23 protein-coding genes and 1 pseudogene are annotated in these 24738 nt (G+C 64.5%); 6 read left to right on the top strand and 18 right to left on the bottom strand.

The window, feature by feature from the left end; translation table 11 throughout:
- The first annotated feature begins 977 nt into the window (after nucleotides 1-977).
- A complete protein-coding gene (locus tag CWO89_RS09135; RefSeq protein ID WP_165421066.1) occupies nucleotides 978-2378 on the top strand; it encodes an adenylate/guanylate cyclase domain-containing protein in 1401 nt (466 codons plus the stop codon).
- A 211-nt stretch (nucleotides 2379-2589) separates the two neighbouring features.
- On the opposite strand, the pseudogene CWO89_RS09140 reads toward CWO89_RS09135, so the two are convergent.
- Nucleotides 2590-2904: pseudogene (locus tag CWO89_RS09140) on the bottom strand (ATP-binding cassette domain-containing protein); the annotation flags it as partial.
- Between the two features lie 5 nt (nucleotides 2905-2909).
- A complete protein-coding gene (locus CWO89_RS09145; protein ID WP_130578300.1) occupies nucleotides 2910-3734 on the bottom strand; it encodes a helix-turn-helix transcriptional regulator in 825 nt (274 codons plus the stop codon).
- Nucleotides 3735-3825: 91 nt separating this feature from the next.
- On the opposite strand from CWO89_RS09145, the gene CWO89_RS09150 reads away from it, so the two are divergent.
- Nucleotides 3826-4716: an SDR family oxidoreductase gene (locus CWO89_RS09150; RefSeq protein ID WP_130578301.1), complete on the top strand. Its 891-nt coding sequence runs from the start codon at nucleotides 3826-3828 to the stop codon at nucleotides 4714-4716.
- Between the two features lie 91 nt (nucleotides 4717-4807).
- On the opposite strand, the gene CWO89_RS09155 is transcribed toward CWO89_RS09150, so the two are convergent.
- The 7 genes from CWO89_RS09155 to CWO89_RS09185 all read right to left on the bottom strand — a co-directional run bounded on the left by CWO89_RS09155 (nucleotide 4808) and on the right by CWO89_RS09185 (nucleotide 11128).
- Nucleotides 4808-5521: an ABC transporter ATP-binding protein gene (locus CWO89_RS09155; protein WP_130578302.1), complete on the bottom strand. Its 714-nt coding sequence runs from the start codon at nucleotides 5519-5521 to the stop codon at nucleotides 4808-4810.
- The gene (locus CWO89_RS09160; protein ID WP_130578303.1) at nucleotides 5514-6293 is read right to left on the bottom strand and encodes an ABC transporter ATP-binding protein; all 780 of its coding nucleotides are present in this window, start codon (nucleotides 6291-6293) and stop codon (nucleotides 5514-5516) included. Before CWO89_RS09160 ends, CWO89_RS09155 begins: the two co-directional genes overlap by 8 nt.
- Nucleotides 6286-7233, bottom strand: coding sequence for a branched-chain amino acid ABC transporter permease (locus tag CWO89_RS09165; protein WP_130578304.1), 948 nt, complete (start codon nucleotides 7231-7233; stop codon nucleotides 6286-6288). The genes CWO89_RS09160 and CWO89_RS09165 overlap by 8 nt, the downstream gene beginning before the upstream one ends.
- Entirely contained in the window at nucleotides 7230-8147 is a 918-nt protein-coding gene (locus CWO89_RS09170; RefSeq protein WP_130578305.1) for a branched-chain amino acid ABC transporter permease, read from the bottom strand. Before CWO89_RS09170 ends, CWO89_RS09165 begins: the two co-directional genes overlap by 4 nt.
- Nucleotides 8148-8455: 308 nt before the next feature.
- Nucleotides 8456-9628, bottom strand: coding sequence for an ABC transporter substrate-binding protein (locus CWO89_RS09175; protein ID WP_130578306.1), 1173 nt, complete (start codon nucleotides 9626-9628; stop codon nucleotides 8456-8458).
- A gap of 289 nt (nucleotides 9629-9917) precedes the next feature.
- On the bottom strand, nucleotides 9918-10808 hold the full coding sequence (locus tag CWO89_RS09180) for a sigma-70 family RNA polymerase sigma factor (RefSeq protein WP_130578307.1): 891 nt from the start codon (nucleotides 10806-10808) through the stop codon (nucleotides 9918-9920).
- On the bottom strand, nucleotides 10805-11128 hold the full coding sequence (locus CWO89_RS09185; RefSeq protein ID WP_130578308.1) for a hypothetical protein: 324 nt from the start codon (nucleotides 11126-11128) through the stop codon (nucleotides 10805-10807). Before CWO89_RS09185 ends, CWO89_RS09180 begins: the two co-directional genes overlap by 4 nt.
- A 256-nt stretch (nucleotides 11129-11384) precedes the next feature.
- Between CWO89_RS09185 and CWO89_RS09190 the strand changes: the two genes are divergently transcribed.
- Nucleotides 11385-12659: an NAD(P)/FAD-dependent oxidoreductase gene (locus CWO89_RS09190; RefSeq protein WP_130578309.1), complete on the top strand. Its 1275-nt coding sequence runs from the start codon at nucleotides 11385-11387 to the stop codon at nucleotides 12657-12659.
- Between the two features lie 69 nt (nucleotides 12660-12728).
- A complete protein-coding gene (locus tag CWO89_RS09195; protein WP_130578310.1) occupies nucleotides 12729-13253 on the top strand; it encodes a MarR family winged helix-turn-helix transcriptional regulator in 525 nt (174 codons plus the stop codon).
- A 14-nt stretch (nucleotides 13254-13267) separates the two neighbouring features.
- Here CWO89_RS09195 and CWO89_RS09200 read toward each other — a convergent pair whose 3' ends face one another.
- Nucleotides 13268-15130 (bottom strand): feruloyl-CoA synthase, encoded by a 1863-nt coding sequence (locus CWO89_RS09200; protein WP_130578311.1) that lies wholly within the window; start codon nucleotides 15128-15130, stop codon nucleotides 13268-13270.
- 203 nt (nucleotides 15131-15333) lie between these two features.
- On the opposite strand from CWO89_RS09200, the gene CWO89_RS09205 reads away from it, so the two are divergent.
- Complete coding sequence (locus CWO89_RS09205) at nucleotides 15334-15828, top strand: MarR family winged helix-turn-helix transcriptional regulator (RefSeq protein WP_207234436.1); 495 nt, start codon at nucleotides 15334-15336, stop codon at nucleotides 15826-15828.
- 261 nt (nucleotides 15829-16089) lie between these two features.
- Entirely contained in the window at nucleotides 16090-17883 is a 1794-nt protein-coding gene (gene atzF, locus CWO89_RS09210) for an allophanate hydrolase (RefSeq protein WP_130578312.1), read from the top strand.
- Nucleotides 17884-18077: 194 nt separating this feature from the next.
- Here the strand turns inward: atzF and CWO89_RS09215 are convergent, their stop codons facing one another.
- The 8 genes from CWO89_RS09215 to CWO89_RS09245 form a co-directional block, all read right to left on the bottom strand.
- The gene (locus CWO89_RS09215) at nucleotides 18078-18806 is read right to left on the bottom strand and encodes a GntR family transcriptional regulator (RefSeq protein ID WP_130578313.1); all 729 of its coding nucleotides are present in this window, start codon (nucleotides 18804-18806) and stop codon (nucleotides 18078-18080) included.
- The gene (gene hpxZ / locus CWO89_RS09220; RefSeq protein ID WP_130578314.1) at nucleotides 18803-19201 is read right to left on the bottom strand and encodes an oxalurate catabolism protein HpxZ; all 399 of its coding nucleotides are present in this window, start codon (nucleotides 19199-19201) and stop codon (nucleotides 18803-18805) included. Before hpxZ ends, CWO89_RS09215 begins: the two co-directional genes overlap by 4 nt.
- 3 nt (nucleotides 19202-19204) lie before the next feature.
- Nucleotides 19205-20596: an AtzE family amidohydrolase gene (locus CWO89_RS09225; RefSeq protein WP_245475855.1), complete on the bottom strand. Its 1392-nt coding sequence runs from the start codon at nucleotides 20594-20596 to the stop codon at nucleotides 19205-19207.
- A 7-nt stretch (nucleotides 20597-20603) separates the two neighbouring features.
- Nucleotides 20604-20786, bottom strand: coding sequence for a DUF4089 domain-containing protein (locus CWO89_RS09230; RefSeq protein WP_130578333.1), 183 nt, complete (start codon nucleotides 20784-20786; stop codon nucleotides 20604-20606).
- Nucleotides 20787-20907: 121 nt separating this feature from the next.
- The gene (locus CWO89_RS09235) at nucleotides 20908-22680 is read right to left on the bottom strand and encodes a dipeptide ABC transporter ATP-binding protein (RefSeq protein ID WP_130578316.1); all 1773 of its coding nucleotides are present in this window, start codon (nucleotides 22678-22680) and stop codon (nucleotides 20908-20910) included.
- Nucleotides 22677-22814, bottom strand: a complete 138-nt coding sequence (locus CWO89_RS45770; RefSeq protein ID WP_165421067.1) for a hypothetical protein — start codon at nucleotides 22812-22814, stop codon at nucleotides 22677-22679. The genes CWO89_RS09235 and CWO89_RS45770 overlap by 4 nt, the downstream gene beginning before the upstream one ends.
- Nucleotides 22814-23713 (bottom strand): ABC transporter permease, encoded by a 900-nt coding sequence (locus tag CWO89_RS09240; protein WP_130578317.1) that lies wholly within the window; start codon nucleotides 23711-23713, stop codon nucleotides 22814-22816. The genes CWO89_RS45770 and CWO89_RS09240 overlap by 1 nt, the downstream gene beginning before the upstream one ends.
- A gap of 10 nt (nucleotides 23714-23723) precedes the next feature.
- Nucleotides 23724-24737 carry an ABC transporter permease gene (locus CWO89_RS09245; RefSeq protein WP_130578318.1) on the bottom strand — a complete coding sequence of 338 codons (1014 nt, stop codon included), beginning with the start codon at nucleotides 24735-24737 and terminating at the stop codon, nucleotides 23724-23726.
- Between the last annotated feature and the right edge of the window lies 1 nt (nucleotide 24738).

Raw genomic sequence — 24738 nt, forward strand, 5'->3', positions numbered from 1 at the left:
AAAAACTTAGCGCCAGCGTCGGGGCGCCAGGACCACACGACTTCGCCGTCCGTGATGCGCGCGCTCGTCAGTCACACACTTCACGTCCACCGCATCTCACCGCAACGTTCGTGACGATCGCGAGCCGCCCCTCATTCGCGCTGAGACGCGCGGAGTTAAATCACTGATTTGCCCGACGACGGAAGCGGAATGTTTTTTCTGCGAGGGCTGGACAGACTTTTGGTGATTTGCCCGTCGGGTTGTTTTGTCGCACCCAAAGCGTCCACATCGTCATTGCGAGCAGAGCGAAGCAATCCATAGCGCCGCAAGTGGAGGCATGGATTGCTTCGCGGAGCCTGTCATCGGGCGCGCGTTCGCGCGACCCGTTGGCTCGCAATGACGGGGGCCGTCATTCCGGGGCGATGCGACAGCATCGAGCCCGGAATCCATTTCACCACAGGCGCTTGCGGCCCAATGGATTCCGGGCCTGCATGCTTCGCACGCATCCCGGAATGACGGCGAAGTTTGCGGCGAGCGACGGCGCAAGGCGTCACCCACTATCATAGTCGCAAGCGAACGCCGGGCTATGCTTCGTCATCAATTGGGCCGTGGGCTCATTAGCGCAGAGCTACAACCGTGGGCCTCACCGGCTGCCAGTGCGATCCAGACCGGCAGGCGTTGATACCGACCAAATCGAGGTGTCGATCATCTGGACAGCTTCTTCGTCACCGTTCGCCCTTGTCATGCTTTAGCGGCCAAGCGGACATCAACCGATCGGTACACCCGGCTCACTCGGTCGAAAATGACCCGGAACGGACCTCCCGCGATGCCTGGTTGATGCGCTGCCGAGCATACAGCTGACATCCATTTTCGCGAGTAGGTCGATGTCCTCAGCCTGAACTGGTGACCTGAAACTCATGTATCACTACACTGATTGTTGGTTGCGGCTGCTGATGTCCGTTACTGTGCTGCAGCCGCCCAATCGAAGGAGACCGCCCGTGACCACGCTTGTCGAGCGCCTCGACTTGCCCGCCGCGCTCCCCGCGCGCAGTCGGCGCGACACCGAAACTGACACCGTTCAGTTTGCGCAGGCTGCGCTCGCAGCGGCTAAGCAGGAGGGCCTGCGGCTGGCGGTGCGGGCGCGCTATGTCGCGCTTGCCGTAATCGCCTGCCTGTTGCCGATTATCAACCCGGCATGGGAGCAGCTATATTATGTGGCTCTGCTGGGCCTGTTCGCGCTAATCGGCTGGGCTCAGGCCAGAGTCGGGCGGGTCGGCGTGTCGAGGCCGGAGCTTGCGCTGCTGTTCTGCGACCTCGCGCTGCTGACGTTCGTCATCGTGGGACCGAATCCCCTCGGCTCCGGGCACTGGCCGGCGGCGATGCAACTCCATTTCGGCAACTTCATCTATTTTTTCGTGCTTCTATCGGGCGCCACGCTGGCCTATTCCTGGCGAACGGTCATCGCGGTCGGAACGTGGACCTCCGCCCTCTGGATCATCGGCATTGCCTGGGTGTGGTGGCAGCCCGATCGCGATCCCGCGCTGACCGCCCGTATCGCAGCGGCAATCGGCAGCGATCACCGGCTGTTTCAACTGATCTCGCCCAACTCGATCGTGTTCGGCGAGCGCATTCAGGAGATCGTCGTGTTCATGATCGTCGCGGTGACGCTCGCCGTGGCGGTGCGCCGCAGCAATGATCTCTTGATCCGCCATGCCGCGGTGGAGCGCGAACGCGGCAATCTCGCGCGCTACTTCTCGCCGAACGTGGTCGAGGAATTGTCAGGGCATGACGAGCCACTGAAGCAGGTGCGCACGCAAAACGTCGCGGTGCTGTTCGTCGACATCGTCGGCTTCACGGCCTTCGCCGACGCGCGCACGCCGGACGAGGTCGTGCGCACCTTGCGCGAATTCCACGCGCTGATGGAGCAGGAGGTCTTCCGTCACAGCGGCACGCTGGACAAATATCTCGGCGACGGGCTGATGGCGACCTTCGGCACGCCGTTCGTCGGAAAGGCCGACGCCATTAACGCGCTACGCTGTGCGCAGGCGATGATGTCGGCGGCGGATCGATGGAACAACCAGCGCAAAGCGGCGGGCGAGACTCCGATCCGCGTCAGTTTTGGCTTGCATTATGGGCCGGTCGTGCTCGGCGACATCGGGCTGACCTGTCTCGAATTTGCGGTGATCGGTTCGACCGTGAACGCCGCAAGCCGGCTCGAAGCCTTGACCCGCGCGCTCGACTGCGCGCTGGTGGCGAGCGACGATCTCGTCAGGCAGGCCAGGACCGAACTCGACAGTGCAGAAGCGGTGTTTCGTCCCCTGATGGCCCAGGCCCCGCAGACCATCCGCGGGCTCGAGCAGCCGATCGCGGTCTGGACGCAGGCACGCGCGGAGGGGTGATAGATCGCGGTGATCGCAACAGGCTTGGCACTTTCGGAGCCTCGGTTTCGCATGAAGCCAAGCCTACTATCCCAAAGCGTCGTCCGACGAAGGAATTACGACGCAGTTCGATTTTGTCTGTTCCGCAGATGATTGATCAGCCCAGAGAACAGATGGCTGCTTCTGGCCCATCATTTGGTGCCGCGCAGCAATCGCGGCGCCAAGCCGCGCCTCAAATCCCGAGATACCGGTGCTGCAGATCGGGCTCGGCGACCAGTTGCTCTGACGTGCCGCTCCACACAGTGCGGCCGCGATCGATGATGTAGTGGCGGTCGACGATGCGGGCGAGGTTGCCGACGTTCTTGTCGATCACGAGCACGGATTGGCCGCGCCCTTTCAGCATCGAGAGGCAGCTCCAGATCTCGTCGCGGATAAGCGGGGCAAGGCCTTCGGTGGCCTCATCCAGGATCAGGAGCTTCGGATTGGTCACCAGCGCGCGGCCGATTGCGAGCATCTGCTGCTCGCCGCCGGAGAGCGTGACGCCCATCGCGCCTACTTCGGCAGAGACTTCAGAAGCGCGCGGATCTTGTCCGCGTCCGCGGGCGTTGCAGGATTGTAGATCACCATGTTGAGGTCGGGCCGGCCATCGACGGCGAAAGCAGAAAACTCCATCGAGAGCGGTCCCGCGGTGGGATGATGCAGGACTTTCACGCCATCGCCGTGCCCTTGCACGTCGTTGTCACGCCACATCGCCGCGAATTCGGGGCTTGTCGCGGAAAGTTCATCGACCAACGATTGCACATTGCGCGCCGCACCGGCGCGCGCCACATCCGCGCGGAAGGAGGCCACCACATACCGCGCAACACTTTGCCAGTTGGACTGCGCTGCGCGCACGCGGCTATCGCGGAACATCATGCGCAAAACATTGCGCTGCCCGTCCGGCAGTTTGCTGTAGTCGGTGAGGACCGTCGCGGCGGCCCTGTTCCACGCGATCAAATCCCATGTCGCCGTGCGAATAAAAGCGGGACTGCATTCCAGCGTGTCGAGCACGCGTTGCAGACGGGGTGAGATACCTTCGGGCGCATGATAGCGGACTTCGGGTGGCCGGCCTAGGCCGAGCAGAAACAGATGTTCGCGCTCCACGTCGGTCAGCATCATGGCGCGGGCAATGCGATCCAGCACGTCGGCCGAGGGTGCTCCGCCGCGCCCCTGCTCCAGCCAAGTGTACCATGTGACGCTCACATTCGCGCGCTGCGCCACTTCTTCGCGCCGAAGTCCCAGCGTTCGCCGCCGCTTCAGCGGAAAGCCGAATGCCGTAGGATCGAGCTTCGCGCGACGATCCTTGAGATAAGCCCCGAGCGAGTTCGCGTCCGTCATCCTGTTAGCGATTATACCTGTATAATCTCACTACTTTACCCGAATGACGAGCTTAGCAATATCCCGGCATTCCGAACAGGGAGTGCTTCTCATGCGCGTATTCGTCACCGGCGCCGCCGGATTTATCGGCACCGAAACTACAAAAGAACTCATCGCCAACGGGCATCAAGTCGTCGGCCTCGCGCGCTCCGAAGCGAACGTCGAGACGCTCGAGAAACTGGGCGCGGAGGTTCATCGCGGCTCGCTGCAGGACCTGGAAAGCCTGAAGCGCGGCGCAAGGGATTCGGACGGCGTGATCCATCTGGCCTTCATCCATGATTTCTCGAAATTCGCGGAGAATGGCGCGATCGACAAGGCCGCCATCGAAGCAATGGGCGACGTGCTGGCTGGCACGAACAAGCCTTTCATCGTGACCTCGGGAACGGGCCTCATCGCGCCAGGTATGATGATCACCGAAGATATGCGACGCGATTCAAGCCCGCATGTTCCGCGCGTGTCCGAGCAGGCCGGTTTGGCCTATGCGTCGCGTGGCGTGCGCGCGATGGCGATACGCCTGCCGCAAGTGCATGGCGCCGACGGAAAAGCTGGGTTGATCACTTATCTGCTCGAGCTCGCGCGTCAAAAAGGCGCCGCCGCCTATGTCGGCGAAGGCGCCGAACGCTGGGCAGCGGCGCATAGGCTGGATGTCGCCCGCTTATACCGGCTTGCGTTGGAGAAGGGCGCGGTAGACGGAATTTACCACGCGGTTGGCGAGGAAGGCGTACCCATGCGCCAAGTCATCGAAGTGATCGGCCGCGCGTTGAATGTGCCGGTCGTTTCGATCAAGAAGGAAGAGGCGGCCGATTATTACGGGCCACTGGCAATGTTCGCCGGTTTGGACATGCCGGCCTCCAGCGCTTTGACGCAGCAGCGGTTGGGCTGGACGCCCACTGGGGCTAACTTGATCGCCGACATCGGCCAGCCGGGTTACTTCAAGGTTTGAGCGGGAGGTTGGGCGCGAAGCGGACATCGACTTCAGTGGGTCGCGCAAGCGGGGTACGCGGCCCAGCTCGTCCAGACCGCCAAGCCGCGCCTCAAATCCCGAGATAGCGGTGCTGCAGATCGGGCTCGGCGACCAGTTGCTCCGACGTGCCGCTCCACACGGTGCGGCCGCGCTCGATGATGTAATGGCGGTCGGCGATGCGGGCGAGGTTTCCGACGTTCTTGTCGATCACGAGCACGGATTGGCCGCGCCCCTTCAGCATCGACAGGCAGCTCCAGATCTCGTCGCGGATCAAGGGGGCGAGGCCTTCGGTGGCCTCGTCCAGGATCAGGAGTTTCGGATTGGTCATCAGTGCGCGACCGATCGCGAGCATCTGCTGCTCGCCGCCGGAGAGCGTGACGCCCATGTTGCTGCCGCGCTCGGCGAGCCGCGGGAACAGCGCATGGATCTTCTCCAGCGTCCAGGGATCGGAGCTGCCCTGGCGATTGCCGGAGGCCGCGACCAGGTTTTCGCGCACGGTCAGATTCGGAAAGATCTGGCGTCCCTCCGGCACCAGGCCGATGCCGAGTTTTGCGATCTTGTAGGACGGCAGGCCGCGCACTTGTTGCCCGGCAAAGCGGATCGCACCTGACCGCGCCGGAGTCAGCCCCATGATGGAGCGGATCGTGGTGGTCTTGCCCATGCCGTTGCGGCCCATCAGCGCGATCATCTCGCCGCGCTTGATCGACAGCGACAGGCCGAACAGCACCTGGCTCAGGCCGTAGCAGGTCTCGATCCCTTCGACGTCGAGCAATGTGTCAGCCAATTGGGCCTCCCTGACGGGTCACCGCATGCTGTTCGCCGAGATAGGCGCGCTTGACCTCTTCATGCCGGCGGATCGCATCCGGCGTGTCGCAGGCGATGACGCGGCCATAGACCAGGACCGTGATGCGGTCGGCGAGCGCGAACACCGCTTCCATGTCGTGCTCGACCAGCACGATGGTGAACTCCTTGCGCAGCTCCTTCAACAGAGTGACCATCCGCGCGGACTCGGTGACACCGAGGCCCGCCATCGGTTCGTCCAGCAGCAAGAGCTGCGGCTTGGTCGCAAGGGCCACCGCAAGTTCGAGTTCGCGCTGCTCGCCATGGCTGAGCTCGGAGACCAGGACATCGGCGCGCGATCCGAGCCCGACGCGCTCCAGCGCCGCACGCGCGGTATCGCGCAGATGCTTCTCCTTCCGCGCGTTGCCCCAGAAGCGGAAGGAGTGACCATCATGCGCCTGCGCCGCGAGCGCGACGTTGTCGATGGCGCTGAAATCCTTGAGTAGCGAGGTGATCTGGAACGAGCGCGCCAGCCCGAGCCGGCTTCGCCGGTAGGACGGCAACCGCGTGACATCGCGACCGGCAAAATGGATGGTGCCGGAATTCGGCATCAATTGCCCGGTCAACTGACTGATCAACGTAGTCTTGCCGGCGCCGTTGGGTCCGATGATCGCATGCAGTTCGCCGCGCGGCACTTCGAGCGACAGATTGTCGGTCGCGAGGATGCCGCCGAAACGGCGCACCAGATTGTCGACGCGAAGCAGGGGATCAGCCACGACGCACCCTCCCGAGCAGGCCCATGATGCCACCACGCGCAAACAGGACGATCAAGAGCAAGAGCGGGCCCATGATCAGCGCCCAATATTCGGTGAACTGCGACAGCAATTCTTCCAGCACGAGATAGACGATCGCGCCGATCAACGGGCCGAACAGCGAGCCCATCCCGCCCAGGATCACCATCACCATGAGATCGCCGGACCGCGTCCAGTACATCACGGCCGGGCTGACGAAATCGGTGTTGTTGGCGAGCAGCGCGCCGGCAAGGCCGCAGATGGTGCCCGCGATGACGAAGCAGGTCAGCCGGTAGCGATAGGCCGGAAAGCCGATTGCCTGCATGCGCTGCTCGTTGGAGCGCACGCCCTGCACCACCAGGCCGAACCGCGAATTGACGATGCGCCAGATCAGGTAGACGCCGCCGAACAGGCAGGCCAGGCAGAGATAATAGAACTGCGTGCGGTCCGAGAGGTTGATCAGCCCGTCGAAGGTGCTGCGCTTGTAGATGGTCAGGCCGTCGTCACCGCCGTAGCGCGACAGCGCGGAGGCGACGTAATAGGCCATCTGTGCAAAGGCGAGCGTGATCATGATGAAATAGACGCCGCGGGTCCGCAACGATAGCGCGCCGATCACCAGCGCAAACAAAGCGGAGACGGCAAGCGCCACCGGCCACTGGATGAAGCCGGAGCCGATGCCCTCGGCCGCCAGGATGCCGACGGCATAGCCGCCGATGCCGAGATAGGCGGCGTGGCCGAAGCTCATCATGCCGCCATAGCCCATCATCAGGTTCAGGCTCGAGGCCGCCAGCGCAAAGATGATGATCCGCGTGAACAGCGTCAGGATGAAGATATTGCCTGTAACCGCCGAATAGACCGGCAGCAGGACAAGCGCGGCGCAAACGACCGCCACGACGGCGTTGCTGGCGTTGAGCTTGGACTTCATCGCTTGGCGGCCGGAAACAGCCCCTCCGGCCGCAAGACCAGCACGATCGCCATCAACAGGTAGATCAGCATCGAGGACAAAGCGGGTGCTGCGGTCGAGGCGGCGGCACCGCTCAGCACCGTGCGCAGCAAATCCGGCAGGAAGGCGCGGCCGAGCGTGTCGATGATGCCGACGAAGATCGCGGCAAGGAAGGCACCGCGGATCGAGCCGATGCCGCCGATCACGATGATGACGAAGGCGAGGATCAGGATGTTCTCGCCCATGCCGATCTGCACGGTCAGGATCGGCGCCTGCATCAAGCCGGCAAGGCCCGCGAGCGCGGCGCCAAGGCCAAATACCAAGGTGAACAGCAGCTTGATGTTGATGCCGAGCGCGCCGGCCATCTCGCGGTTGGAGGCGCCGGCGCGGATCAGCATGCCGATGCGGGTGCGCATCACCACGAGATAAAGCATTGCTGCGACCAGCAGCGCGACGATGATGATCGAGAGCCGGTAGGCCGGATAGTACACGCCGGGCAGGAGCTGGACCGGGGTGGTCAGCCATGTCGGCAATGGCAGCGCGAGGCCGGCCGGCCCCCAGATCAGCCGCACCATGTCATTGAAGAACAGGATCAGGCCGAAGGTCGCCAGCACCTGGTCGAGATGGTCGCGGCCATAGAGATGCCTGAGCGCCACGAATTCAAGGGCGATGCCGAGCAGAAGCGTGGCGGCGAGCGCGAGGACCGCACCGAGCACGAAGCTGCCGGTCCAGCCGACGAAGGTGGCGGCGAAATAGGCGCCCATCATGTACAGCGAACCATGCGCCAGGTTCACGAAATCCATGATGCCGAACACCAGCGTGAGCCCGGCCGCCAGCAGGAACAAGAGCAGGCCGAACTGCAATCCGTTCAGAAGTTGTTCGATCAGAAGGAACATCGGCGACTTATATCAGCCTCACAAACAAAACAGCGGCAGCGCGCATGCGCCGCCGCCTTCTCCCTCGCCCCGCCCTTGCGGGGTCGAGACGAGCGAAAGCTCGCTCTGAGAGCGTCGGGGTGAGAGGCTGCCTCCGCGAACACCGCGCCCGCGGAGAGTCCCCCTCACCCGGATCGCGAGAGCGATCCGACCTCTCCCCGCAAGCGGGGCGAGGTGAACCTTTTGGTTTGAGCATGATCTCCGCGCAAACGCTTCGCGTTTGTCGCGAGGGAAAACCGGTTTCCACTTTTCCGGATCATGCTCGAACATCACTTCATCGGGCACTTGTCGTGGAAGCGATCCTGGTCGTTCTCGACGATGGTTGCCACCGTCTTCAGCGATAGCTGGCCGTCCGCGTCCTTGACCACGTCCTGCAGGTAGAAATTCTGGATCGGGATGTGGTTGTTGCCGTATTTGAACGGACCGCGCAGCGACTTGAAGTTGGCCTTCTCCATCTCCGCCTTCATCGCGTCCTTTTTGGTCAGGTCGCTCTTCACCGCGACCACCGCGCTGTTGATGAGCTGGGCGGCGTCATAGGCTTGCGCGCCGTAATAGGTCGGGCGCAGGTTCGCGTATTTCTTGCGGTAATCGGCGACGAAGCGCTTGTTCTCTTCGTTCGGCAGGTCGTTCACCCATTCCTGGGCCCCGGGAATGCCGAGCGCGTTTTCCTTTTGCAGCGGCAAGGACAATTCGTCGATGGTGAAGGCGGTATAGAGCGGGATCTGCTGCTTGATGCCGGCCTGCACATACTGGTTGAGGAACTGCACGCCGGCGGCGCCCGGATAGAACACGAAGATCGACTCGGCCTTCGAGTTGCGCGCCTTGGTCAACTCGGCGGAGAAATCGAGCTGGCTCGGCCACACCGTATATTCTTCGCCGACCACCTCGCCCTTGAAGGTGCTCTTGACGCCCGCAAGCATGTCCTTGCCGGCGGCATAGTTCGGCCCGATCAGGAACACCGATTTCACGCCCTTCTGGTTCATGTAGAGGCCCATGGCGGCGGGCGTCTGGTCATTCTGCCAGGAGGTCGAGAAGACGTAAGGCGAGCAAAGCTCGCCGGCGAGCTGGGACGGGCCGGCATTGGCCGAGATCAGGAAGGTCTTGCTGTCGACGGCGGTCTTCAGCGAGGCCAGGAGCACGTTCGACCAGATGTAGCCGACAATGAAGTCGACCTTGTCGGACTGCACCAGTTTCTCGGTCTTCTGCTTGCCGACATCCGGCTTCTGCTGGTCGTCCTCATAGATCACCTCAACCGGCTTGCCGTCCATCTTGCGGCCGAGATGGTCGAGCGCCAGCTCGAACGAGTTCCGCATGTCGTTGCCGATGACGGCGGTCGGACCGCTGAAAGTCGAGACAAAGCCGATCTTGATCGTGTCAGCCGCAAGTGCGGGCTGCGCCAGCGCCAGCGCGGTCACGCCCGCCAGCCAAAATGACGTTTTCATGTTCACTCCCCTCCTCAACCATTCCAACCGGCCCGCCAGGCGGGTGAACCGTCCGGCGGCGCCATCCGTGCCCCCGTCACTCCCGCTCAGGGTGACGTGTTTTGTGCGCGGAATCCTGACTGGGCAGCAAGCGTGAACCGAAGGCGGCGTTTAGAACCTTCGGTGCATGCTCGCGCCTAATCTGCACCATAATTCGTAAAATACGAGGCTGGCAAGAATTATAGTGCCGGTTGCCGGGCAACCATTGTCGCAGTTTCGGAGCTGCTGCCGGCCGCCTTTGCCGCGCCGACTACACCAGATATTCCGCGTCCTCGATGACGTAGGACGCGTGGCGGAAATCCCGGATGCTTGCAACCCTGTCGGCCCGCCAGTCCAGCAGCACGAAATAGTTCGGCCGCGTCGCGGCGGGCACCGTGGGGTCGAACACCAGGATCGCGGGACGGCCTTCCACAAGCCCCGGCACCAGATGCCAGTCGCTGGCCTTGGCGTAATTGCCGAAATAGCGCGAAACCTCGGCTTTGCCATTGAGCCGGGTCCTGCTGACGAGATCAAGCTTGATGTCGTCGGCGATCATGGCGCGGATGGCGTCGAAATCGCGGGCGTTGAAATGGGTGACATAGGCGGAAAGACGGGCCCGATCGGCGTCCGTCAGCTTCGGCCGCGGCGCGTCGTCGCCTTCTTGCGCGAGCTGGCGCAGCCGGACCCGGCCACGGTGCAGGCTGGCCTTTGCCGCCACCAGGCTCAGGTCCATGATCTCGCAGACTTCCGCCAGCGAATAGCCGAGCACGTCCCTCAGGATCACGCTGCTGCGCTGCGCCACCGGCAGGCGCATGAAAGTACGCAGGCTGGCGGCGGCGATCTCGCGGCGGGCGATGTCGTCGAGCTCGTCGGCCATCATGTCGACCTCCTCCGCCGACCGGAGCGCGGCCTGCCGCTGGCGGCGGCGCAGGAAATCGAGCGCGGCGTTGTGCGCTATCCTGAACAGCCAGCCTTCCGGGTTTTGGATCTCCCCAGCCAAAGGAAACGCTTCCACCGCCTTGATCAGCGCATCCTGCAACACGTCCTCGCCGTCGATCACCGAACCGACCATGCGGGAGCAGTAGCGGTGCAGCCGCGGCCGCAGCACGACCAGGAGGCTGTCGAGACCCGCGGCCACCGATGCATCGGACACTGGCGTCATTCTCCCTGCTCAGGATCATGCTCCAGCATACGGTAGTTGCCGACCACCCTGGCGCTGCGAACCAGCGGCGGCTCGGCGCAACGGTCGCGAATGCCGCTCTGGAACGCCTTGAACGCGGCGAGCTGCGGCAACGCGCTGGACCCGTCGTCGGATGCGGTCTCCACGACATGGATGAACGTGTCGTCCTCCAGCCGCAGCGTGAGATAGCGCACGCCATCGGGCTTTGCCGCCTTCAGTTCCGCAAACACCGCCGCAACCAGTTCGGCGTTCGTATCGGCCATTTCGGGCTTCGCCTTGTACCTGATCAGCCTGGTCGTCATCGTCCTCTCCCTGGTTCGAGCCGCGATGCGGAAGCCATCGCGCATCCCAAGGACGTTTGGCGACGGTCAAAGGATACGGTCCTAGGGAAGAATTTTTGCGCTCCTAGGCGCCGTCGCCGATCACGGCCGCGGCACCACGGAAGGCCTGAGCCATACGTTTTCGCTATCGTGCGATTAGAAAGAAGCGCCTTGGAACAACTGCACAAATGAATACATAATCTACCCGGAGATACCGAGAACCCCGGGGCCATAATCCATGACGACGCCGTCGAAAGATCCGCATCACGTGGTGATCGTCGGCGCAGGCTTTGGTGGCTTGGAGGCGACGTTTGGGCTCGCCGGCGCGCCGGTGAAGATTACCTTGATCGACCGTCGCAATCATCATCTGTTCCAGCCACTGCTTTACCAGGTCGCGACCGCTTCGCTGGCGACCTCCGAGATCGCCTGGCCGATCCGCCACCTCCTGCGCGACCGCCGCGAGGTGACGACACTGTTCGCCAACGTCAACAGCATCGACGCCGAAGGCAAGCGTGTCGTGCTCGATGACGGCGACAGCGTCCCCTATGACACGCTGATCCTCGCGACCGGCGCACGCCACGACTATTTCGGCCACGACGAATGGGAACCGTTCGCACCAGGCCTGAAAACGCTGGAGGATGCCACCACGCTCCGGCGCCGCATCCTCGTCGCCTTCGAGCGCGCCGAGCGCGAGACCGATCCGGCGCGGCGCGCGGCGCTATTGACCTTCGTCATCGTCGGCGCCGGCCCGACCGGCGTCGAAATGGCCGGCACCATCGCCGACCTCGCACGCGACACGCTGGCGCCTGACTTCCGCAACATCGACACCCACAAGACCCGCGTCGTTCTGATCGAGGCGGGCTCGCGGGTACTCGCAGGCTTTCCCGACGATCTCTCGACCTACGCGCAGCGTTCGCTCGAAAAGCTCGGCGTCGAGGTGATGCTGGGCGCGCCGGTCACCGAATGCGATGCCGACGGCGTGGTCTATGGCGGCAAGAGATTGGAGGCGCGGACCATCATCTGGGCTGCCGGCGTGCGCGCCTCACGGGCCGCCGAATGGCTGAACGCGCCGGCCGACCGCGCCTACCGGCTACAGGTCAATCCCGACCTCACCGTCCCCGGTCATCCCGACATCTTTGCGATCGGCGATACCGTCACGATCGCCGGTCCCGACGGCAAGCCGGTGCCCGGCATCGCACCGGCGGCAAAGCAGGAAGGGCGTTACGTCGCGACGCTGATCAGGGCGCGGCTCGAAGGCCGCACACTGCCGCCATTCCGCTACAAGCACCAGGGCAGCCTCGCCCAGATCGGCAAGCGGTTGGCCGTGATCGATTTTGGTTGGCTCAAGCTGCGCGGCGCCATCGCCTGGTGGATCTGGGGCGTCGCCCACATCTACTTCCTTATCGGCATCCGCCACCGCCTCAGCGTCGCGCTGAGCTGGCTCTGGATTCACGCCCGCGACCAGCGCGCGGCCCGGCTGATCACCCAGGGCAGCAGCAAGGTGGCGCGATAGCCTTAAACCAAAAAGAACCGCTGGAACGACCTTATTGCGGGCCGTGACCCCGCAGCGATGATCGAAGAAATGAGCACTCAAACCTCCCCCAGGAAGCCGCGCCGGCCGAGACCCGCGCAAGCAGCGGCTGTCAATTCCGGCCCAACGCTCGATCTCGATCGCTACGTGCCGGCCTTCGTCACCTTCATTGCCAACAAGCTGTCGAACAGCGCCACCTCGTTCTACCAGCGTCATTTCGGCGTCAATGTCACGGAGTGGCGGATCATGTCGCAGCTCGCGATCGAGCCGGGCATCCCCGCCTCGCGCATCTGCCACATCATCGGCTTCGACAAGGGACCGGTGAGCCGGACGCTGGCGCTGTTGCAGAAGCGCGGGCTGGTCGCGATCCGCGCCAACCCGAACGACGGCCGCAGCCATTCGATCACGCTGACGGCCAGAGGCCGCGCCATCCATGACAAGGTCATCGTCGCCGCGCTCGATCGCGAGCGTCGGCTGTTGTCCTGCCTGCGCAAGGACGAGCGGGAGATGCTGATCGATCTGTTGCGCCGGCTGCACAACAATCTCGGCGCCGTCACCGGCCAGACCGGCTCCTGACGCTTTGCCCGGCGTCAGCCGGCGCAGGCGATCCATTCACGCGAGGTATCGTCATCCAGCATCGCCACCGCGTCCGCGCGGCGCGTCAGCACCGCGCGCTGGTTGATGTAGCCCTTGTCGGTGATCTCGCCGCCGTCAACGGAGGCGGGCTCCGCAAGCAACAGCGCGCGCGTGGCGTGGCCGGAGGAGTTGCCGCTCTGCGCCCTCAGTCTGGCAAGACCCTGCGCGATCGCGCCGCGGATCGATTCGTGGCCGATCACATCGGCGATATCGGCGCTGTCGGGTAACGCGGCCTGCGCGCGGCAGGCGGCGATGTTGGGGAATACCAGGAAGCGAACTTCGTCGCCGCCATGGGCGGTGACGACGATGTCCTGCGCGAGCGGCGCCAGTGCGGCGATGCCGGCGACGCGCAGCGTGCCGACGCTGACCCAGGTGCCGGAATTGAGCTTGAAATCCTCGGCAACGCGGCCGTCGAAGAAAAGCCCGCGCTCCGGCTGTTCCGGATCGGCAAACCTCACGGCATCGCCGATCCGGTAAAAGCCTTCCTCGTCGAACGCCTGCGCCGTCAGCTCCGGCGCCTTCCAGTAGCCCGGCGTGACATTGGGGCCGCGCACGCGGACCTCGAGCTTGTCGCCGGAGCTGACCAGCTTCAATTCGGTGCCCGGGACCGGAACGCCGATATTGCCGGAACGCTCCGCCAGAAAATGGCAATCGGTCGCGAGCGGCGACGTCTCGGTCGAGCCCCAGGCCGACACCATCGGAAGCCGGCGGCCGACGGTCTTCACGGACAATTCTTCCATCGCGTCCCATAGATTCTGCGGCAGCGCCGCGCCGGCATAGAAGGCGAATTTCACCTCGCCGAAGAATTTGCGGCGTAGCTCGTCATGGTCGCGAAGCGCCGCGATCAGCATGTCGAAACCGCGCGGCACGTTGAAATAGACCGTCGGCACCACGCTGCGCAGATTTGCGAGCGACGTCGCGAACAGGCCCGGCGCCGGCTTACCGCCGTCGATATAAAGCGTGCCGCCGTTACGCAGCACCAGGTTGAAATTGTGGTTGGCGCCGAAGGTGTGGCTCCAGGGCAGCCAATCCAGGATCACGAGATCGTCGCTGTCAGCATCAAGGAAGGTCCAGGTCTGCGCCTTGGCCTGCTGGCTCGAGGTCAGCATGCGCTGGGTGTTGATCACGGCCTTCGGCGCGCCCGTCGACCCCGAGGTGAACAGGAATTTTGCGATGGTGTCCGGCGTCACCGCCGCGAAGGCCTTTTCCACCTCCGCGGTCTCGGGCGTAGCCGCGATGGCGCGGAACGAAATCGCATCGCTGTCGTCGGCAGCGCCGCTGATGGTGCTCGCGGTATGCAGCGGCCTGATTGCCGCCAGCGCCGCCGCGAACGGCCTGGTGGCGGAGACATAGATCGCGCCGGGCTCGAGCAGCCGGACCATGCTCGTCAGCTTGTCGAAATCCTTCGACATCAGCGAATAGGCCGGCGAGATCGCAGCCGACGGCACGCCGACATGCTGGGCGGCGAGCGCGAGCAGCGCGTGATCGATGCTGTTGTCGGAAAGGATCATCACCGGGCGTTCGGCGCTAAGGCCCTGCGCCAGGATCCAGGATGCGAGCGCACGCACCTGCGCCAAGGCATCGGCATAGCTGACGGTGGTCCAGGGCACCTCGACATCGGCGCGCTCGGCGAGGAAGGCCCTGTTCGGCATCTGCCGCGCCCAATGCTCCAGCCAGTCGCCGACGCAGCGCGCGCCTTCGCGCAAGGGCACGGTCGATTTCACGATGATGCTGCCGTCGCCCCGCCGATCGGCAACGATCGCGGGCACAGCAAACAGATGATCGGGATTGTCCCCGCGCGCGGCGGCAATCGTCATGGTTTCCTCCTCGCCCGTCCTGACCGGGCTTGCCCGGCGCAGCTTATGGCCGCCGGCTGCAGCCTCGTTCCGGGCTGCTTGGTCATAATGTTGGGCAGGACAATTGTTGTCGTCAACAACAATCTTTTCTTGCCCCTGCTCGGGCGTTAAAAGGGACGCGGCATCGGAGGAATCACGTGGCCAACAGAGCGGCGCCGCTGCGGCTGACTTCCGCCAACGCGAAACCAGCAGGAAGACCAACAAGAAACGGCAAGGCGCGTCGAGAAGACGCGGACCGTGAGGTCGGGCTCGACGCGCTGGCCGGGCATGCCGGCTACGCAGTGCGACGATTTCAGATCTGGATCTTCCAGGATTTCATCAAGACGCTTGCGGCGGTCGATATCAGGCCGACGCAATATTCCGTCATGACCGTGATCGGCGCCAATCCGGGCCTGAGCCAGATGGCGGTGGCGAAGCGGCTCGGGATCGAGCGCGCCAGGCTGGTGCACCTCCTGGACGGCCTCGAGCGGCGCAAGCTGGTCAAGCGAGTCCAGTCCCCGTCCGACCGGCGGTGCCACGCCTTGTATCTTACCGCGCAAGGCGAGACATCGCTGCGTCAGTTCAAGCGGCTTGCTGCCGAGCACGAACGTCACGTAGCCGAGAAGATCGGCAAGGAGAACCGGGAGCGCCTGCTTCACATCCTCTCCTGCTTCACCTGACCCCCGGCGCGGGGCGTACCTCGCCTCAAATCGCCCTGCCCAATGATTGGGCAATCCCGTTGCGGCGGATTGCCTCCTGGAACTCTTGCCAATTCCCACGCCTGCCCTAAGCGGCTGATCTTGCATGCCGATTCCAGTAACCGCGCCCGGATCGGAAATGTACACAATGGCACATCGCTTGCTTCGGTCGGGCTTGGGTTTTGTCAGGCCGGGCGCCGTCGATCGTGGCGGAGATCGGTCGACCAACGGACGGGGCACCACGTGACAGAAACCGCCGCTGAGATCGTCGCTGCGCATCGCGCCGGCACCATGACACCTGCGCAAACGGTCGCGCGCAGTTTTCAGCGCGTCCGCGACCATGGCGATCCCGCCATCTTCATCACCCTGCGCGACGAGAAGGAGGCGCTGGCGGAAGCCGCAGCGTTGGCCGGCAAGGACGCCGCGCGCCTGCCGCTCTATGGCGTGCCGGTCGCGGTGAAGGACAATATCGACGCGCGGGGGATGCCGACCACGGCGGCCTGCCCCGCCTTCTCCTACATGCCGACGCATGACGCCACCGCAGTGGCACGGCTCCGCGAAGCCGGCGCGATCATCATCGGCAAGACCAATCTGGACCAGTTCGCAACCGGTCTCGTCGGCGTGCGCTCGCCCTACGGCATCCCCAGGAATCCGGTCCGCGACGACCTCATTCCGGGCGGGTCGAGCTCGGGATCGGCGGTCGCGGTCTCCGCCGGACTGGTGCCGCTGGCGCTGGGCACGGATACCGCGGGAAGCGGCCGCGTGCCGGCGATGCTCAACAAGATCGTCGGATTGAAGCCGAGCCTCGGATTGATCTCGACCGCGGGCCTGGTGCCGGCCTGCCGCACGCTCGATTGCATCTCGGTCTTCTCACTCACCGTCGACGACGCCATGGCTGCGCTCAAGGTGATGGCCGGCCCCGATGGCGCCGATCCCTTCTCGCGCGATCGGCCGCTTGCCGGGATGACGGAGTTTCCCGCCGAGCTTCGGCTGGGCATCCCCCGAAATGGGCAATTGATCTTCTTCGGCGACCGCCAGTCAGAGCAGCTTTACGCGGAAGCGGTCGAACGCTGGGCCGCGCTCGGCGCGACGCTGGTCGAATTCGACCTCGAACCGTTCTACGAGACCGCGCGGCTGCTCTACGAAGGCCCATGGGTCGCCGAGCGTTATCTGGTGATCCGCAATCTGCTCGCCTCATCACCGGAGTCGATCCACCCGGTCACGCTTGAGATCACCGCGGCCGGCGCGCGGCTGACCGCCGCCGAGACCTTTGCCGCGCTCTACCGGCTGCAGGCGCTGCGCCGGATCGCCGAGCGCGCTTTCGCCTCGATCGACGCGATCGTGCTGCCGACAGCGCCGACGGTCTATTCAACCGCGCAGGTGCTGGCCAATCCGATCGAGCTCAACAGCCGGCTCGGCACCTATACCAATTTCGTCAACCTGCTCGACCTCTGCGGCCTGGCGCTGCCGTCGGCGATGCGGCCGGACGGCGCGCCGTTCGGCATCACGCTGCTGGCGCCGGCCGGCCGCGACGCGCTGCTTGCCAGCATCGGCCGCGTCTTCCATGCCGACACCAGGCTGCCGATCGGCGCGAAGTCGCTGCCGCAGCCGCCGCTCGGTCCGCTACCGCCATCAAGCGGCGAGGACATTCCGATCGCCGTTGTCGGCGCGCACCTGTCCGGCATGGCGCTGAACGGCGAATTGCGCACGCTCGACGGACGTTTGCTCGAGGAGGCCACGACCGCTCCGGACTACAGGCTCTATGCGCTCGGCACCACGCCGCCGAAACCCGGCATGCTGCGGGTCGAGGCGGGCGCGGGATCGGCAATCAAGCTCGAACTCTGGGCGCTCTCACCGGCTTCCTTTGGCAAGTTCGTCGCCGCGATCCCGCCGCCGCTCTCGATCGGCACGATCCGCCTCGCCGATGGCCGCGAGGTGAAAGGCTTCCTCGTGGAGCCAGCGGCCATCAACGGCGCGCGCGACATCTCCGCCTTCGGCGGCTGGCGCGCGTTCGTGGCGGAGAACGCTACGGTCTAGCCGTCATTGCGAGCGCAGCGAAGCAATCCATGCCGCCGCTTGTGGAGAGATGGATTGCTTCGCTGCGCTCGCAATGACGCGGAGAAACGTTTCCGACAACACCGATTTCGTAGGGTGGGCAAAGCGAAGCGTGCCCACCACCACGAGCAGTGCGTGAGATGGTGGGCACGCTTCGCTTTGCCCACCCTACGGAACTACACCGAGACTGCGTAGATCTCGTATTCGCCGCGCACCAATGTGATGTGGGCGCGCATGGCGGTGGCGGCGCCGGTCTTGTCGCCGCGCAGGATCGCGACCACGACGCGGTCGTGCTCGGCATGCGATTTTGCCAATCGTCCGAGATTGCGGAACTGGGCGCGGCGGAACGGCTGCACGCGGACCCGCGTCGCCAATGTCATCTCCGCAATATAGTCGTTGTGCGAGCCGGCATAGATCGTGTTGTGGAAGCGCTCGTTGACCTCGTGAAAGCGCTCGGGATTTCCGGTGTAGCTGAGCACGCGCAATTCCTCATGCACGGCTTCGAGTGCATGCCGGTCCGCAGCCGTCATCCGCTCGGCGGCGAGCGCCGCGCACAGCGCTTCCAACTCCGCCATCGCCTCGAACATGCCGGTGAGCCGTTCGACCGAGGGCCGCGCCACCACCGCGCCGCGATGGGCGCGCGCTTCGACCAAACCACTTGCGGCAAGCTGACGCAGCGCCTCGCGCACCGGCGTGCGCGAGACATTGAAGCGGCGCGCGATATCGGTTTCATCGAGCGGCGAGCCCGGCCCGAGCGCGCCGCGCACGATCTCATCGGCAAGCTGCAGGCGCAGCTCCTCGGCGCGCGTGGTCTTGGATTGTTGCGGAAACGGACGGTCGACGCGCCGCACCAGCATTTCCGGTCCGGCGGCAGCAGGGCTACGCGGAAGATCGTCCAGACTCATGTCTTCGGATCCTTCGGTTCGTCGATGATGCTGACATGCGCGGCGACGATTCTCCAGCCCTCGGGGAAGCGTATCCACGTCTGCATCTGCCGCCCCACCTTGCCCGGTGCGGAGTCGCGAAAGAACAGCGTCGAGGCGACCGCGGTGTCGCGGCCGTAGGTCGATATCACGGTCTTGTCGGTCCGGCGATTGAGCCCGACCGACGAGCGCCCGGCGCGGAACGCCATGATCGCGTCATAGCCATAGAGATTTTCGCCCATGCCGTAGCGCAGCGTGCGCTTGTCGTTGCGGAACAATTCGTCGAGCACAGCGACGTCGTTCGACACCAGCGCCTTCTCGTAGCGGTCGAATTGCGCGGTCACTTCGGCAAGTACGTCGGGCAGATCGATTTCCATTCGCTAGATTCCTCGCGGCGGCGGCGCGGCGGCCGCACCCATGTGCTCCAGAGCGTAGGCGACCCGCAGCGCGATGTCCTCGCGCCACGGCGCGGCGATGATCTGCACGCCGATCGGCATCGGCTCGAGTGGAACCGGGACGGCCACCACCGGCAGGCCAATGAACGAAATCGGCTGGGTGTGAATGCCGATATTGGCGCGCACCGGCAGTTCGACTCCATCGAGCGTAAAATTCACCTGCCCAAGCTTCGGCGCCACGCAGGGCGTCGCCGGGGCCAGGATCACGTCGACCGTCCTGAACAATTCCAGCACCTTCTCGCGGTACCAGCGCCGGAACTTTTGCGCCTTGTCGACATAGGGCGCCGGAATCATCGCACCCGCGATCAGGCGATCACGCACCGCGGGATCGAAATCATTCGGCCGCTTGCGCAGGCGGTCGAGATGCAGCGAAGCACCTTCCGTCGTCGTGATGACGTAGGCCGCCGAGCGGGCGCGCGCGGCTTCCGGAATCTCCACCATTCGCGTCGCGTTGAGCGCCTTGGCGATGCGGCCAACGGCTTCAACCGCTTCGGGGAAGACGTTCTGCTGGAAATAGCCGCCAGCAATGGCGATGCGGAGATCACCGATGCCTTGCGCGAGCGGTGGCATCACCGGCTCGACCGGCCGCGTGGTGCAGGCGGCGTCATCTGCATCAGACCCCTGCATCGCATCATAGGCGAGCGCGAGATCGCGCGCGCTTCGCGCCAGCGGGCCGAGATGATCGAAGCTTGCGACAAATGGAAACGACCGCGCGCGCGACAACCGGCCATAGGTCGGCTTCAGGCCGAAGGTACCGCAGAAGGACGAGGGCACGCGGATCGAGCCGTTGGTGTCGGAGCCGAGCGCGATCGGTACCAGTCCGCCGCCCACCGCACTGCCGGAGCCGCCCGAGGAGCCGCCGGTCATCCGCGTCGGATCGTGCGGATTGCGCGACGGGCCGTCATGCACGTTCTCGCCGGTGAAGTCATAGGCGTATTCGCCCATGTTGAGCGCGCCGACCAGCACGGCACCGGCCGCTTCCATCCGTTCGATCAGCGTCGCATCGCGCGCGGCCGGCGGCAGATCGCGATTGATCTTCGATCCGGCGCGCGTGGAGAGGCCCTGCACGTCGAACAGGTTCTTCACTGCAAAGGGAACGCCGGCGAGCGGGCCGACGTCTTGGCCGGCCGCAATCGCGGCGTCGACGTCCCTGGCCTTGGCGCGGGCGCGATCGGCGGTGACGTCGGTGAAGGCGTTGAGGACGGAATCGTGCTTTGCGATGCGGGCGAGCGCCGCCTCGGTTGCTTCCAGTGCCGAGAGCTTTCGCGTGGCGACGGCCCCTGCGATGTCGGCGGCGGACGGGGATTGATCGGTCATTGCGCTATCAGGCGGAGTAGACACTGGCCGGCTCGGTCTCGTCGGGAAGCGGGAATTCATCTACCATGCGCGCCAGCCTCAGCGAGACTTCGAGGTTGGCACGAACCGCCGGCCGCCAGGCGTCCTCGACCGGTAGCCCCATCGCCGTCGCGACGGCGTCGATATAGTCATCCAGCTTGTCGGCAACCATCACGCTCCCACCCGGCGATCTCAACGCACCCATGATCCGATTACTTGAATCGGACCACAAACTCATCTGTTTTATCGAGCGTTTGGAAAGCCTGCTTGCCCGTTTTCTTCCCGGAGACTGCTCAATGAACAGGCAACGGCGGATGCGGGATCGCCGTCAGCAGCTCCTTTGTATAGGCATCCTGCGGATCGCCCAAGACCTTTTCGGACGTGCCCTGCTCGACGATCTTTCCGCTGCGCATCACGATGACGCGGTCGCATAACAGGCGCACGACGTTGAGATCGTGCGACACGAACAGATAGCTCATCCCCATCGACTGCTTGAGATCCTGCAACAGGTTCAGCACCACCGCCTGCACGGAGACATCGAGTGCCGCGGTCGGCTCGTCGAGGATGACGAGCTTCGGATGCAGCGCGATGGCCCGCGCGATGCCGACGCGCGCCTTCTGCCCGCCGGACAGTTGGTGCGGGAAGCGGTCGAGCAAATTGACCGGCAGGCCGACCAGCGTGGCGAGTTCCTCGCAGCGGGCGCGCAGCGCGTCGCGGCCCCTGATGTCGCCGAGCTGCATGATCGGGTCGACGATCGCACGCGCGGCGGTGAAGCGCGGGTTGAGGCTGTCGGTCGGATCCTGGAACACCATCTGGATGCGGCTGCGCAGCGGCAATCGCGCAAAGGATTGCGGCTTGATCTCGCCGATCTCGTCGCCATCGAAGGCGATGCGACCGGAGGTCTGGTCGAGCAGCCGCATCACCATCATCGATGTCGTCGATTTGCCGCATCCGGATTCGCCGACCAGGCCGACGCTTTCGCCGTGGCCGACATGGAAGCTGATGCCGTCGACGGCGCGGAACACTTCTTGTTCCACCGGCGGCTTGCGGCCGAACAGTTTTGACAGCACCGCGTTCGCGCCCTGGCGGGGATATTCCTTGACGAGCTTTTCGACCAGGAGAAGGGGTTCTGCCTTCTCGTCACCCCCGGGCTTGACCCGGGGGTCCATCCGTTCAGAAGAAGAGTCTTTCGAAGATTGATGGATGGCCGGGTCAAGCCCGGCCATGACGGAGGGCGTATCGTCCTCCGGCAGCAAATCGCGCAAGGAGACACCGATGCGCGGCGTCGCGCGCATCAGCTTCTTGGTGTAGGCGTGCTCGGGCCTGGCAAAAATATCGGCCGATTTTGCCGTCTCGACCACGCGGCCCTTTTCCATCACCACGACGCGGTCGCAATAGGCGGCGGCCAAGCCGAGATCATGCGTGATCAGGATGGTCGACATCGACCGCCGTTTCGTCAGCTCGACGATCAGGTCCATCACCGCCTTCTGGGTGGTGACGTCGAGACCGGTGGTCGGCTCGTCCGCGATCAGAAGCTGCGGATTGCAAGCCAGCGCGAGCGCAATCACGACGCGCTGGCACATGCCCCCCGAGAGCTCGAACGGATAGGCGTGATAACGCTCGCGCGGGCGGGCGATCTTGACCTGCTCGAGCGCCTCGATCGCCTTCTCGCCACGATCGGCCACGGTCGATTGCTGGACGTGCTGACGCAATACGTCCTCGATCTGGTCGCCCACTTTCCGGATCGGATTGAGCGCCGCGCGCGGGTTCTGGAAGATCATCGAGACTTCGCGGCCGCGCAGGTCGCGCATCTGCGTCTCGGTCGCCGCCTTCACGTCGATGCCCGAGAACATCACCGAGCCCTCGGCGATCTTGCCGGCGCGATCGAGGATGCGCATCACGGCGTAAGACGTCACCGACTTGCCCGAACCGGACTCGCCGACGATGCCGACGGTCTCGCCTTTTGCCACGGAAATATTGACGTGCTGCACCGCCTTGACGATGCCACGCCGCGTGGTGAATTCGACGGTGAGGTCCCTGACGTCGAGCAGCGGCTGCGCGGTCATGACGGGCGCCCCATTCTCAAATCGTCATGCGCGGGCTTGACCCGCGCATCCATCAAGAAATCAAGAATGCGCTTCGCACGATGGATTGCCGGGTCAAGCCCGGCAATGACGATCGGCTGAAAGAGCGAGCCCATCACGTTCTCCGCTGCGGGTCGACGATGTCGCGCAATCCGTCGCCGAGCAGATTGAAGCAGAACACGGCGATCATCAGAGCAAGGCCGGGGAACAGCGCGATCCACCATTCGCCCGACACCATGAAGCCCGCGCCTTCGGCGACCATGATGCCCCATTCGGCGGTCGGCGGGCGGACGCCGAGGCCGATGAAGGAGAGGCCGGCAGCGTTCAGGATGGCGTAGCCCATGGTGAGCGACATCTGCACGATCATGATCGGCATGATGTTGGGCAGGATGTGCACCAGCAGGATGCGGTACTCACCATTGCCGGAGAGCCGCGCCGCCTGGACGAAGCCGGCATTGCGGCGGACATTGGCCTCGGCACGGGCGACGCGCGCGTAAAGGGGGAAATTCACGATTGCGGTGGCGATGATGATGTTCTGCACGGTGTTGCCGAGCGCCGCGACGATGCCCATCGCCAGCACGAACAGCGGAAACGCCATGATGGTGTCGGCGATGCGGCCGACGATGCGGTCGGTCCAGCCGCCGAAATAGCCGGCCGCAATGCCGGCGAGCCCGCCCATCAGGAACACCAGCACTACGGACGCAACTGCAATGAAGGTATCGAGCCGAGTGGCCACGATGACCCGGCTGAAGATATCGCGCCCCAATTGATCGGTGCCGAACCAGTGCGCCGCCGACGGTGGCTTCAGCGCTGCGGCGGTATCGCTCGCGAGCGGGTCGTAGGGCACGACATAGGGGCCGAACAGCGCCGCGAACACGATCACGACCAGCAGCCCGAAGGCGAAGGCGGTGACCTTGTTCTCGCCGAGCACATAGCGCGTGTGCTCGAAGACGGCTGACAGCCCCGAGGTCGGCGCCGGAGCGACGGGTTCAACGACAGGCGCAACGGTGCTCATGCTTCACCCCTCACCCTTCCAGTCGTACGCGTGGATCGATCACGCCATAGAGGATGTCGATCACCAGATTGAGCAGCACATACATGACCGCCATGGTCAGCACGAAGCCTTGCACCGGCGCGAAATCCGACGAGATCAGCGCTTCCACCGCATAGGAGCCGATGCCAGGCCAGGCGAACACTTTTTCAACCAGCACATTGGCGCCCAGCAGGAACGAGAACACCATGCTGAGCGTCGTGATGACCGGCAGCATCGCGTTGCGGAACGCGTAGGTGACGATCACCGTCCCCGGCGACAGGCCGCTGGCACGCGCAGTGCGAACGAAGTCGGAGGACAGCACGGCCAGCATCGAAGCCCGGGTCATGCGCGCGATCGGCGCCAGCGAGAAGATCGCAAGCGTCGTCGCCGGCAGGATGAGCTGGCTGAGCGCGGAACGGAATGCCTCGAAATCGCGCGCGATCAAAGTGTCGATCAGATAGAAGCCGGTCACGGTCGGCGGCGCGCTATAGAACACATCGAGCCGCCCCAACGGCGCCGGCGACCAGCCGAGCTGGAAATAGAAGATGTAGACCAGCACCAGCCCAGTAAAGAACACCGGCAGCGATACGCCGGCGGTGGTCGTGACGCGACAGAGATGGTCGATCCACGAGCCGGGCCGCGTTGCGGCGAGCACGCCGAGCGGGATTGCGATTGCGATCGACACCAGCAGGCCGAGCAGCGTCAGTTCGGCGGAAGCCGGCAGGCGGTTGCGCAATTCGGCCGCCACCGGCTGTCCCGTGGTGAGCGAATTGCCGAAATCGCCATGGGCGAGATCATTGGTGTAGCGGAAGAACTGCTCGATCAGCGGCCGGTCCAGGCCGAGCTTCTTGCGGATCTGTTCGACCGCTTCTTTGGTGGCGGCAGGCCCGGCGAAATAGGCGGCCGGATCGCCCGGCAGCGCGCGGGTCAGCAGGAAGGTGACGATGACGACCCCGATCAGGCTCGGGATCGCAAACATCAGCCGCTTGCCGATCATCGTGAGCATG

Source organism: Bradyrhizobium sp. Leo170 (genome assembly GCF_004296405.1).
Classification (GTDB): Bacteria; Pseudomonadota; Alphaproteobacteria; order Rhizobiales; family Xanthobacteraceae; genus Bradyrhizobium.

What these genes read in the sequence shown, in the direction of transcription:
- CWO89_RS09145 (WP_130578300.1), bottom strand. Translation starts at nt 3,734, where the DNA reads ATGACGGACGCGAACTCGCTCGGGGCTTATCTCAAGGATCGTCGCGCG.
- CWO89_RS09150 (WP_130578301.1), top strand. Translation starts at nt 3,826, where the DNA reads ATGCGCGTATTCGTCACCGGCGCCGCCGGATTTATCGGCACCGAAACT.
- CWO89_RS09165 (WP_130578304.1), bottom strand. Translation starts at nt 7,233, where the DNA reads ATGAAGTCCAAGCTCAACGCCAGCAACGCCGTCGTGGCGGTCGTTTGC.
- CWO89_RS09170 (WP_130578305.1), bottom strand. Translation starts at nt 8,147, where the DNA reads ATGTTCCTTCTGATCGAACAACTTCTGAACGGATTGCAGTTCGGCCTG.
- CWO89_RS09175 (WP_130578306.1), bottom strand. Translation starts at nt 9,628, where the DNA reads ATGAAAACGTCATTTTGGCTGGCGGGCGTGACCGCGCTGGCGCTGGCG.
- CWO89_RS09180 (WP_130578307.1), bottom strand. Translation starts at nt 10,808, where the DNA reads ATGACGCCAGTGTCCGATGCATCGGTGGCCGCGGGTCTCGACAGCCTC.
- CWO89_RS09185 (WP_130578308.1), bottom strand. Translation starts at nt 11,128, where the DNA reads ATGACGACCAGGCTGATCAGGTACAAGGCGAAGCCCGAAATGGCCGAT.
- CWO89_RS09190 (WP_130578309.1), top strand. Translation starts at nt 11,385, where the DNA reads ATGACGACGCCGTCGAAAGATCCGCATCACGTGGTGATCGTCGGCGCA.
- CWO89_RS09195 (WP_130578310.1), top strand. Translation starts at nt 12,729, where the DNA reads ATGAGCACTCAAACCTCCCCCAGGAAGCCGCGCCGGCCGAGACCCGCG.
- CWO89_RS09200 (WP_130578311.1), bottom strand. Translation starts at nt 15,130, where the DNA reads ATGACGATTGCCGCCGCGCGCGGGGACAATCCCGATCATCTGTTTGCT.
- CWO89_RS09215 (WP_130578313.1), bottom strand. Translation starts at nt 18,806, where the DNA reads ATGAGTCTGGACGATCTTCCGCGTAGCCCTGCTGCCGCCGGACCGGAA.
- hpxZ (WP_130578314.1), bottom strand. Translation starts at nt 19,201, where the DNA reads ATGGAAATCGATCTGCCCGACGTACTTGCCGAAGTGACCGCGCAATTC.
- CWO89_RS09225 (WP_245475855.1), bottom strand. Translation starts at nt 20,596, where the DNA reads ATGACCGATCAATCCCCGTCCGCCGCCGACATCGCAGGGGCCGTCGCC.
- CWO89_RS09230 (WP_130578333.1), bottom strand. Translation starts at nt 20,786, where the DNA reads ATGGTTGCCGACAAGCTGGATGACTATATCGACGCCGTCGCGACGGCG.
- CWO89_RS09235 (WP_130578316.1), bottom strand. Translation starts at nt 22,680, where the DNA reads ATGACCGCGCAGCCGCTGCTCGACGTCAGGGACCTCACCGTCGAATTC.
- CWO89_RS45770 (WP_165421067.1), bottom strand. Translation starts at nt 22,814, where the DNA reads ATGGGCTCGCTCTTTCAGCCGATCGTCATTGCCGGGCTTGACCCGGCA.
- CWO89_RS09240 (WP_130578317.1), bottom strand. Translation starts at nt 23,713, where the DNA reads ATGAGCACCGTTGCGCCTGTCGTTGAACCCGTCGCTCCGGCGCCGACC.
- CWO89_RS09245 (WP_130578318.1), bottom strand. Translation starts at nt 24,737, where the DNA reads ATGCTCACGATGATCGGCAAGCGGCTGATGTTTGCGATCCCGAGCCTG.